Raw genomic sequence first — 8,453 nt, forward strand, 5'->3', positions numbered from 1 at the left:
ACCGTCGGCCACACCCTGGAGGAACAGGCCGCCCTCCGGCCCGAGGACGGAGGACCCACCGACGCGGGAACCCTCCACGAGGCGGTGGTGGAGGCAGGGACGTATCCACACCTCGCCGCCACCCTGCCGGTGCTCACCAGCACGGACTTCACGGCACACTTCGAATTCGGACTGCGACTGCTCCTGGACGGACTGCGCGCTCTCCGGCGGTGAGCCGGCGGCGGTGAGGCCGGCGGCGGTGTCCCCGCCACGGTCTCCCTGCGGGGCGTGAGCGTCGGGGCCGGCAGATGCTCGTCGAGGAGCAGATGCGGGTCGTACGCGCTGACAGGCCGCTCGAACCGCGGACAGGCGTTGCGCTCGATCGAGGCCCACGGCCGCAGCAGCCCCGACCTCAAGTCACCTCTCCCTACGCCGCCCTGTGGGACGTGGCGAGCCCTTCGTATGGTTGACCTGCCCAGGAGTGTCGGGCGTGGCCGTCACTTCTCTGCCACTTGTGGCTTGCGCCGATTGGCCGCCCGACACCCCACGACGATCGCGGTTGGCACTTCCGGCGAGCGGGCGGGCAAGGTACTGGTCAGGAGCGGCGGTTGAAGGTGTGTCCGCCGCTGGTGAGATACCGGCCCTCCTCGCCGCGTTGGAAGCGGGGCTGAAGCGGCAGGCCCTGATCGTCAGTGGTGGCGGACATCGTCTCCTGGATCTCGACAGCAGGAGGGCGAGCGGATCGTGGACCTGGACGCTCGCTGCTGAGACCGCCGTCACCGTCCTCACGGGTATACCGGGGCTTCGGTATCGACATCCTGGATATGGCCGAGGTGGAAGGTGTTCACCTCGTCATCGGTCCCGGCATACAGGTACGGCGGATCGAGTTCCAGGGAATGGAGGGTGTGGCTGGTGGGCCGGCGTTGCCGGGTCCGTAGGTGATGGCGGTGTCCAGGGCGTTGTCGATGGTGTGGGCGAGGCGGCGCAGGGCGGGCGGGTCCAGGTGCCGGGCGTCGCGGGTGAGGACCTGCTCGGTGGGGGAGAGCGCGGGCACCGTCTGGTCCGCGGCGTGGGAGAACAGGATCTCGGCCAGGTGGGCGAGATCGGGGGCGTCCGGCGCCGGCCCGATGGACCGTGGGGCGGGCAGGAGCGGGTGCCGGTCGGGGGCGGGGTGCTCGAGCCGGACCGCACCGCCGTGCTGTTCGTGGACGGGCGAGTACCCGGCGTCACGGAGTGAGGTGAGAACCGTGTCCGCGGGGAGCGGGCTGGTCAGCACGGTCGGGGCCAGCACACGCAAGCTCAGCGGGGCCAGCCGTCCGCTGGGGGCGATTTCGGCGATCAGGATGGTGTCCGTGCTGTGCAGGAGGCTGGCCGGGGTGGTGAGGCGGACCCGGCCGTGCGCGTCGCCGGTGTCCCGGACGAGGGTCGTCAGTTGCTCGGGAAGGGTCGGGGTGCCCGCGATGCTGTGCAGCGCCTGAAGGAGGTCGTCGGCGGTGCGCCCGGTGCCGAGGGCCCGGCGCAGCGAAGGGTGAGGTGCCAGAGGGATGCCGGGTGGCGTACGGCGCGGTCGGCCAGCGGGTCCAGGAGGGCGGCCGGCCGGGGCGAGCACACGCCGTCGACGGCGGCGGTGACGTCCGGATCGGTGTGGAAATGCGCTGTCTCGGCCGGCGGCGGCAGCACCGCATTCGACAGCGTGCCCGGCCCCCAGCGGTCCGGCCGCCGTCCACCTGTAGCAGGTTTGCACGTGCCGGGTGCGCTCTTCGACCGTACTTCACCGCTGGCCGCGCCTGGATCGCCGAGAAAGGGCAGACCTCTGCACTCCTGTGACGGCCAGGACACGAGTTCCGACCGCCCCTCGCCAGCGGTCTACCCACCGGTGGTTCCGCGCGGCACCCCGTGAGGGAACCTGACGGGCGCCGCTTGGCGGGGGATCCTGGGGGCATGGCAAGGCAGGCGGTGCGCCGGTGTGCTCAGTGCGGTGCTGAGCTTCCGAGGGAAAGCCGGCGCTCGCGGCAGTACTGCGGCGCCCGCTGCCGTATCCGGGCATGGCGTCGGCGCCAGCGTTCGCGTTCAGCAGGCGTCATCATGTGACGCCTGCCCGTGACGCTATCCGCCCTCCATCGCCTACCAGGGCATGCCGAGGGCTGCCCACTCCGCCTGCTGCTCGTCGGACAGCTTGTCGGCCCGGCGCCGCGTGGTGTCGACCACGGCACCCAGCTTGATTCCGGTCCCGTCCGGCAGGACCTCCACCGCCTTCCGCAATACCCACAGATGCTCCTCCCCGCTCGAAGAACTGCCGCACCGCTGCCAGGTTCACAGCCCGCGTCGCCTCCCGCCGCCCCACCGACCGCACCGCCGCAGCCCCGCGGCCGGGCCCGGCCCGCGCCCGGTACGGACCTCTTGCACGACCCAGCCGGTCGGCCGGCGCTTCCAGCCGGTCGGTGGGGACCTGGTCGTAGTCGACGCCGTCGACCGGCCGGACGTGCTGCGGGGCGCGGACCCGCACCCGGTACTCCGTGGCCCGCACGGCGCCGTCCTCGCTGCCCTGGTAGGACGGCAGGCCGACGAGGAACACCCAGCCGGTCTCGGTCTGCCGCCGCCTCCACAACCGCGCCACGATCTCCTGCTCGGGGTGCCCCAGGACCGGGTCGGCAGGCAGCACGACCCGCACCGGCACGGGGCCGGGCGCAGCAGGGTCAGGGGGCGTCGTCACGTTCCCACCGTACGCAGCCGTTCTCGGGCCGTGTGTGCCGCCCATGTCAGCAGCCGCCCTTCGCGTGGGAGAGGTGTCTGGGTGCCGTTGGGGAGTCATTGAAGGATTGTGGATCGGTTGATGTGGCTCGGCCGGGTCCATCTCCTTGGCGGCGTCAGCTCATGAACGGGTGATGGCCTGCTCGAGCAAGTCGTGAAGGACGCGCTGCTGCTGGGGGGTGAGGCCGGCCAGCGGTGAGTCCTGGGCGAGGAGTTCGAGGAGCCGTTCGCGGAGGGCAGTGCCCTCCGCGTTGAGGACGAGGTGCTTGGCGCGGCGGTCGGTGGGATGCGCGCGGCGCTCGACCAGGCCCTGTTTCTCGAGCTTATCGACGACGAAGGTGGCGTTGGAGGGTTCGCAACTCATGCGTTCGGCGAGCTCCCGCATGGTCAACGGCCCGGTCATCTCCCGCAGGGCGGTCGCCTGGGCTGCCGTCAGGCCGAGGGTGACGGCGCGTGCGCGTACGTGATCCGCGATCTGCTGGGACAGTCCGTTCACCAGACCGCACAGCTCTCGCTCGGCGATGGCCTTCGGTTCCGGGGGCGTCGTCATGCATCCCACCCTAGCAAGTCAGTCCATCAAGCCAGAATAATTAGAGCTTGAATGTTTCTAGCTTGATGCTTATGGTGGCGTGGTCGCCGCCGGGAGACGCGGCGACGAGCTGACACCGAATGGGGAGAGGGACCATGGTGATGAACTCCGCGGTTGACCAGAGCGAGCGGCTGCGGCGGCCGGCGGGTATCCGCTCGGTATGGCTGGGCGACACGAGGGTGTCCTTCGTGCCGGACGGGGACGTGCGGCTCCCGCCGCGCGGTTGGCTCCCGGACACCACCGACGAGGTGTGGGCCGGACACCCGGACTACCTGGACGCCTCCGGCCACCTCGTGGCGAGCATCGGCGCCTTGCTGGTGGAGAACGGCGATCGCGCGCTGCTGATCGACGCGGGGTTCGGGCCGCAGACGCTGCCGCCCGACCCGGGCACCCCCCGTGGCGTCATCCATGGGGGTGCACTCTTGGGCAGTCTGGCCGAACTCGGCCGCAGGCCGGAAGAGATCGAGGTGCTGGCATTCACACACCTGCACCCCGATCACCTCGGTTGGGCCTGGCACTCGGCCCCGGGCGGTGACCGGCCCGCGTTCGCCCATGCCGAGTACCTGGTGTCCGAGCCGGAATGGGCCCAGCGAGACCTCCTGGCGACGCACGGCATGGCCGAGGAGGTCACCGGCCTGGCGCCGTATGTGCGCACGGTGACGGACGGCCAGGAGATCTTCCCCGGTGTGCGAGTCCGGATCACCGCCGGTCACACGGCCGGGCATGCCGAGTACGTCATCACGTCGGGCAGGCGGCGGTTGATCGCCTTCGGCGACGCCCTGCACTCACCGATCCAGGTCGACCACCCCGAATGGTCTGCGGCTGTCGACCATGACCCCGTTCGGTCCGCCGACCACCGTCGCCGTCTCGTCGCCGAGCTGCAAGAACCCGACACAATCGGCTTCGGCGTCCACTTCGCCGACGTCGTGTTCGGGCAGGTCCGGCGGGACGGCGACGGTCCCGCCTGGCGCCCCCTGGACGCCTGACCCGCCGGGGACGACCGGTGACAACGACGATCGCGCGCGGGCCCCCGCAAAAGGGCGGCGCCCCGCTGTGGACAGCGCGGCCGCGACGATTCCCGGCCAGTACCTGGCGCGCGATTCCCGCCCCCTCGATGGAAGCCCTGGTACCCAGGCGGCGCTGAGCTCGGGCCGCTCGATGAGCTGACCGCGTTCGAAGTGCGCTCCGGCTCTGACAAGGGCGACGAGGTGGGGTGCGTTCACGGCCCGCCAGCGGGCCTGGGCGGACTCGACGAGCTTGAAGACCATGGCCAGGGCGGCGACCGCGCTGCCAGCGCCCCGATCACCTTGACAGACCCGACCAGGGCCCGGGACTGAGGACGACTGTCCGGGATTGCTGCACACGGCCGCCGCGGTCCTCACGGGGCGGGGCCTGCGGGCCAGGCCGGCGCGGCGCGTGCGCGGTGGCAAACGGATATGGCGGGTGGCCAGCACGGTGAACACTCTGGGATCAGTCGCCTACTGGGTGTTCGGACGCCGGCAGGACCTTATTGCGTCGGCAGACGCCCATACGCGGGAGGCATGAGTGAGCCGGGCGGGTACGACCACCTACGACGACGGTGCGATTCGCTGCGACGACCAGTGCCTGATCATCCGCGGCTACTACCCCTGGGGGGCGAAGCGGATCGCCCGCACCTCGATCAAGGGCATTGAGACACTCGACCTGACCGGCCCGAACAAGGTGCGCGCATGGCGGATCTGGGGCACGGGCGACTTCGTCCACTGGTGGAACTTCGACGCGAGGTGCCCCAGGAAGAGCCGCGCTCCGGTGATCGAGGTCGGACGCCGTGTGCGCCCCACGATCGCCCCGGACGATCCGGACGCTGTCCTGCGCATTCTCACCGCGGGCAGGGGCAGCAGGTGACCGGACCGTCTGGCGCGAGCCGGTGGGTGGCGATCGTGCCGGTGATCGCGAATTGCCTGCCGTCCGTGCATGGTCGACTGGCAGGGCCAGCTCGGCGCCGAGGTGATGGCCCTGGCTGCTCGCCTCCGTGGACGGCCTGCGGTTCGTCGTCCCCGTCCGGGCCCTGAACGTGGCCCCGTCGCCGAAGTACTTCGGGTTCAAGTGGGGCATCACCTGTCTCAACGCCGTCAACGACCATGTCGCGGGAATCGGGCAGATGGTCGTGCCCGGCATCCCACGCGACTTCCTGCACATCCTGGACGCCCTGCTGAACCTCGACGGCGGGGTCAAGCCGGAGATGGTGGCAACCGACAACGCCTCGTACTCCGACATGGTGTTCGGCCTGTTCAAGATCCTCGGCTACAACTTCAGTCCCCGGTTCCGCGACCTGGACGACCAGCGGTTCTGGCGGGCCACGACGCCCGGCGTCGAGACCGGTACGTACAGGGCGGTGGAGGACCTGGCCCGCAACCGGGTGAACCTGAACAAGGTGATCACGCACTGGCCGGACATGCTGAAGGTCGCCGGGCCCCTGGTCACCAACCAGGTCCGCGCCTACGGCCTGCTGCGCATGTTCGGCCGCGACGGCCGCCCCCCTCCGCCGGAAGCCGCGTTCGCCGAGTACGGGCGGGTCGCGAAGACCGAGCACCTGCTGCGCGTGGTCGACCCGGTCGACGACACCTACCGCAGGCAGTGAACCGGCAGCTCACCATGCAGGAGTCCCGCCACAAGCTCGCCCGCGACGTGTGCCACGGCAAGCGCGGCTCCCTCCACCAGGCGTACCGGGACGGGATGGAGGACCAGCTCGGCGCACTCGGCCTGGTCCTCAATGCCATCGTGCTGTGGACCACGAAGTACATCGACGCGGCTGTCGCCCAGCTGCGCGCCGAGGGGCACGAGATCCGCGACGAGGCCGTCGCGCGCCTGTCGCCGCTCAAGCACAGGAACCTGAACCTGCTCGGCCGCTACAGCTTCACCGCCTCGACCCCGGCCGCCGGCGCCCTGCGCCCGCTGCGTGACCGGACTGCGAGGCCATCGCAGCGCGCGCCGGAACCAGCAGACCGGTGCTCTACCTGCGCTGGCCGCAGTGTGAGGACCTGCTCATCGCCCCACTCACCCGGTACTGGCGTCCACTCGACATCCCTGACACCGGCAGCCTGCGCGAGGACGTCCTTCGTACGGTTCGTCGACCGGGCCGTCGAGCGCGGCGGACTCACAGACAAGCCGCGCTTCGAACGCGTCCTGAACCTGCCCTTCGACCTGGTGCGCCACGACATGCTGATGACCATGGGCGCAGTGCCGGACAAGACGATCGTCGAGATCCTGGACACGGTGTGGCTGCCCATGCTCGGCCTATCGCCCCACGGCGCGCGATCTGGACGGTGAGCGGCTGCGATCCGCAGCCGGTTGGCGCTACCAGGTGCGTGCGGTGCGGCGCAGGTCCTCGAAGCTCGCGCGCAGGTGGTGATCGAGCGTGCCCTGCTCCGGGTCGGCCAGCCACCGGGCCGCGCCGAGTTGGTGCGCGGCGACACAGACGGAGGCGGTCAGCGTGGCCGCCGGGTCGGGCAGCCCCCGGGCGTGCAGTGCGTCGGCGATCGCCTCGCCCAGGGCTGCCACCTTGGCCTGTTCACGTTCCCGCAGATCAGCATGAGCGTCGAGGAGCTGCCTGCGGCGCTGTGCCGCCTCCCGGTTCCGGTCGAACCAGTCACTGCCGGCGGCGAAGGCAGCGAGGACGGCGTCGAGCGGGGACTGTTCCGGGGGCGCGGCGGTCACCGCTTCGCGGATCCAGGCGATGAACACGTCCTGACCCGGGAAGAGCACCCCGCGTTTGTCGGCGAAGTGGTTGTAGAAGGTGCGCTCGGTCAGTCCGGCCCGCGTCGCGATTTCGGCGACTGTCGTGGCTTCGTAGCCGCGCTCGGTGAACAACTCGATCGCGGCTTCCTGGAGCCGTTCCTGCGCGCCGCCCGGCCATCGTCCCATGCCGCGCAGCCTAGCGATTACAGACCCTGCAATCAACGTGTACGGTGATTGCAGGATCTGCAACCACTCTGGTGCTGCGGGACAGGACCGCTTCCCGGGCAGGCGGCGCACCTCGCGGACCGGAACCGGACGGAGGATTTCGTGATGGACGCTGCCGGACAACGGGCGGGAGTGTTTCTGGGAGGCACGTTCGCGCAGGCCCCCGGAACGACCAACCTCGTGGACCGCGCTGTGGACCTCGCACACGAGGTCGCCGACGCGGGCATGCACACCGTGTGGTTCGGGCAGGCGTCGGACTACGACGCGCCCCAACTCGCGGCACTGGCGGGGCGGGCGGAGCCCCGGGTGCACGTCGGTACGTCGGTCGTGCCGATGTACCCCCGCCATCCCCTGGTGCTCGCGGCGGCGGCGAAGACGGCGCAGGCAGCCACCGCGGGGCGGTTCCGGCTCGGTGTCGGACTCGGGGCACGCACCGTGCTGGAACCGCAGTTCGGCCTGGCGTACCCGCCGCAGATCCGGCACCTGCGCGAGTACCTCACCGCGCTGCGTCCGCTGCTGGACGGCGACGACACCGTTTTCGAAGGGGAGACGCTGGCCTCCCGCCCGGTCGGCTCGACCGCTGTGGCCGGGGCCTCCCCGGCCATCCCGGTTCTGGTGGCGGCGATGGGGCCGCGGGCCCTCGCGGCTGCGGGTGAGTTGGCCGACGGGACGATTCCGTTCCTCGCCGGCCCGCGCACGCTCGCCGAACGGATCGTGCCGGCCGTCACCGAGGCCGCGGCCGCGGCCGGGCGGCCGGCCCCGCAGATCGTGGCCGGGGTGCCCGCGGTGGTCACCGACGACGCCGCAGCGGCCCGCGACCGGGTGTCGGCCGCCCTCGGCTTCTATGACAGCATCCCGTCCTACCGGAAGGTCATCGCCGCCGAGAAGTTGTCCCAGGCGGCTGACCTGCTGATCGCCGGCGACGAGGAGGTCGTCGTCGCTGGGTTGCGCCGCTATTTCGACGCCGGGGCCACCGAGGTCATGCTCACCCACACCGACCTCTTCGAGCGGGAGGAGCGCGTACGGACCTGGAGCGTCGCTCGGCGCCTGTGAGCCGGGGCCGGACCGGTCACCGGGCAGGCCCGCCTGACGAGGTGCTAGTAGTGCTTGGTCAGGTTGGTATCGGTTCTGGCATGTCGCGGTGACAGGTGGGACAGGCGCCGGTCCATACCGCGAGGAGTAGCTGCAGTTC

Annotated in this window: 8 protein-coding genes and 2 pseudogenes; 5 read left to right on the top strand and 5 right to left on the bottom strand. The window is 70.9% G+C overall.

Annotated features, from left to right (window positions below; translation table 11 throughout):
* Positions 1-213, top strand: a 213-nt coding sequence (locus ABZ719_RS36665; RefSeq protein ID WP_366729501.1) for a TetR/AcrR family transcriptional regulator C-terminal domain-containing protein, incomplete at its 5' end; no start/stop codon positions are given.
* 610 nt (positions 214-823) lie between these two features.
* Here the strand turns inward: ABZ719_RS36665 and ABZ719_RS36670 are convergent.
* The 3 genes from ABZ719_RS36670 to ABZ719_RS36680 form a co-directional block, all read right to left on the bottom strand.
* Positions 824-1,588, bottom strand: coding sequence for a helicase-associated domain-containing protein (locus tag ABZ719_RS36670; RefSeq protein WP_366729502.1), 765 nt, complete (start codon positions 1,586-1,588; stop codon positions 824-826).
* A gap of 515 nt (positions 1,589-2,103) precedes the next feature.
* On the bottom strand, positions 2,104-2,241 hold the full coding sequence (locus ABZ719_RS36675; protein WP_366729503.1) for a hypothetical protein: 138 nt from the start codon (positions 2,239-2,241) through the stop codon (positions 2,104-2,106).
* Between the two features lie 610 nt (positions 2,242-2,851).
* Positions 2,852-3,280, bottom strand: coding sequence for a MarR family transcriptional regulator (locus tag ABZ719_RS36680; protein WP_366729504.1), 429 nt, complete (start codon positions 3,278-3,280; stop codon positions 2,852-2,854).
* A 140-nt stretch (positions 3,281-3,420) separates the two neighbouring features.
* On the opposite strand from ABZ719_RS36680, the gene ABZ719_RS36685 reads away from it, so the two are divergent.
* Positions 3,421-4,305, top strand: coding sequence for an MBL fold metallo-hydrolase (locus ABZ719_RS36685; RefSeq protein ID WP_366729505.1), 885 nt, complete (start codon positions 3,421-3,423; stop codon positions 4,303-4,305).
* Between the two features lie 162 nt (positions 4,306-4,467).
* On the opposite strand, the pseudogene ABZ719_RS36690 reads toward ABZ719_RS36685, so the two are convergent.
* Positions 4,468-4,620, bottom strand: a pseudogene (locus tag ABZ719_RS36690) (IS256 family transposase); the annotation flags it as partial.
* 244 nt (positions 4,621-4,864) lie between these two features.
* On the opposite strand from ABZ719_RS36690, the gene ABZ719_RS36695 reads away from it, so the two are divergent.
* Positions 4,865-5,203, top strand: coding sequence for a hypothetical protein (locus ABZ719_RS36695; RefSeq protein ID WP_366729506.1), 339 nt, complete (start codon positions 4,865-4,867; stop codon positions 5,201-5,203).
* A 115-nt stretch (positions 5,204-5,318) separates the two neighbouring features.
* Positions 5,319-6,262: pseudogene (locus ABZ719_RS36700) on the top strand (Tn3 family transposase); the annotation flags it as partial.
* A gap of 393 nt (positions 6,263-6,655) precedes the next feature.
* Here ABZ719_RS36700 and ABZ719_RS36705 read toward each other — a convergent pair.
* On the bottom strand, positions 6,656-7,222 hold the full coding sequence (locus ABZ719_RS36705; RefSeq protein ID WP_366729507.1) for a helix-turn-helix domain-containing protein: 567 nt from the start codon (positions 7,220-7,222) through the stop codon (positions 6,656-6,658).
* Between the two features lie 144 nt (positions 7,223-7,366).
* Here ABZ719_RS36705 and ABZ719_RS36710 point away from each other — a divergent pair, with 144 nt between their 5' ends.
* Positions 7,367-8,314, top strand: coding sequence for a TIGR03564 family F420-dependent LLM class oxidoreductase (locus ABZ719_RS36710; protein ID WP_366729508.1), 948 nt, complete (start codon positions 7,367-7,369; stop codon positions 8,312-8,314).
* The last annotated feature ends 139 nt before the right edge of the window (positions 8,315-8,453 follow it).

Origin of the sequence: Streptomyces sp. NPDC006743, assembly GCF_040703815.1 — a bacterium.
Lineage (GTDB): Bacteria > Actinomycetota > Actinomycetes > Streptomycetales > Streptomycetaceae > Streptomyces.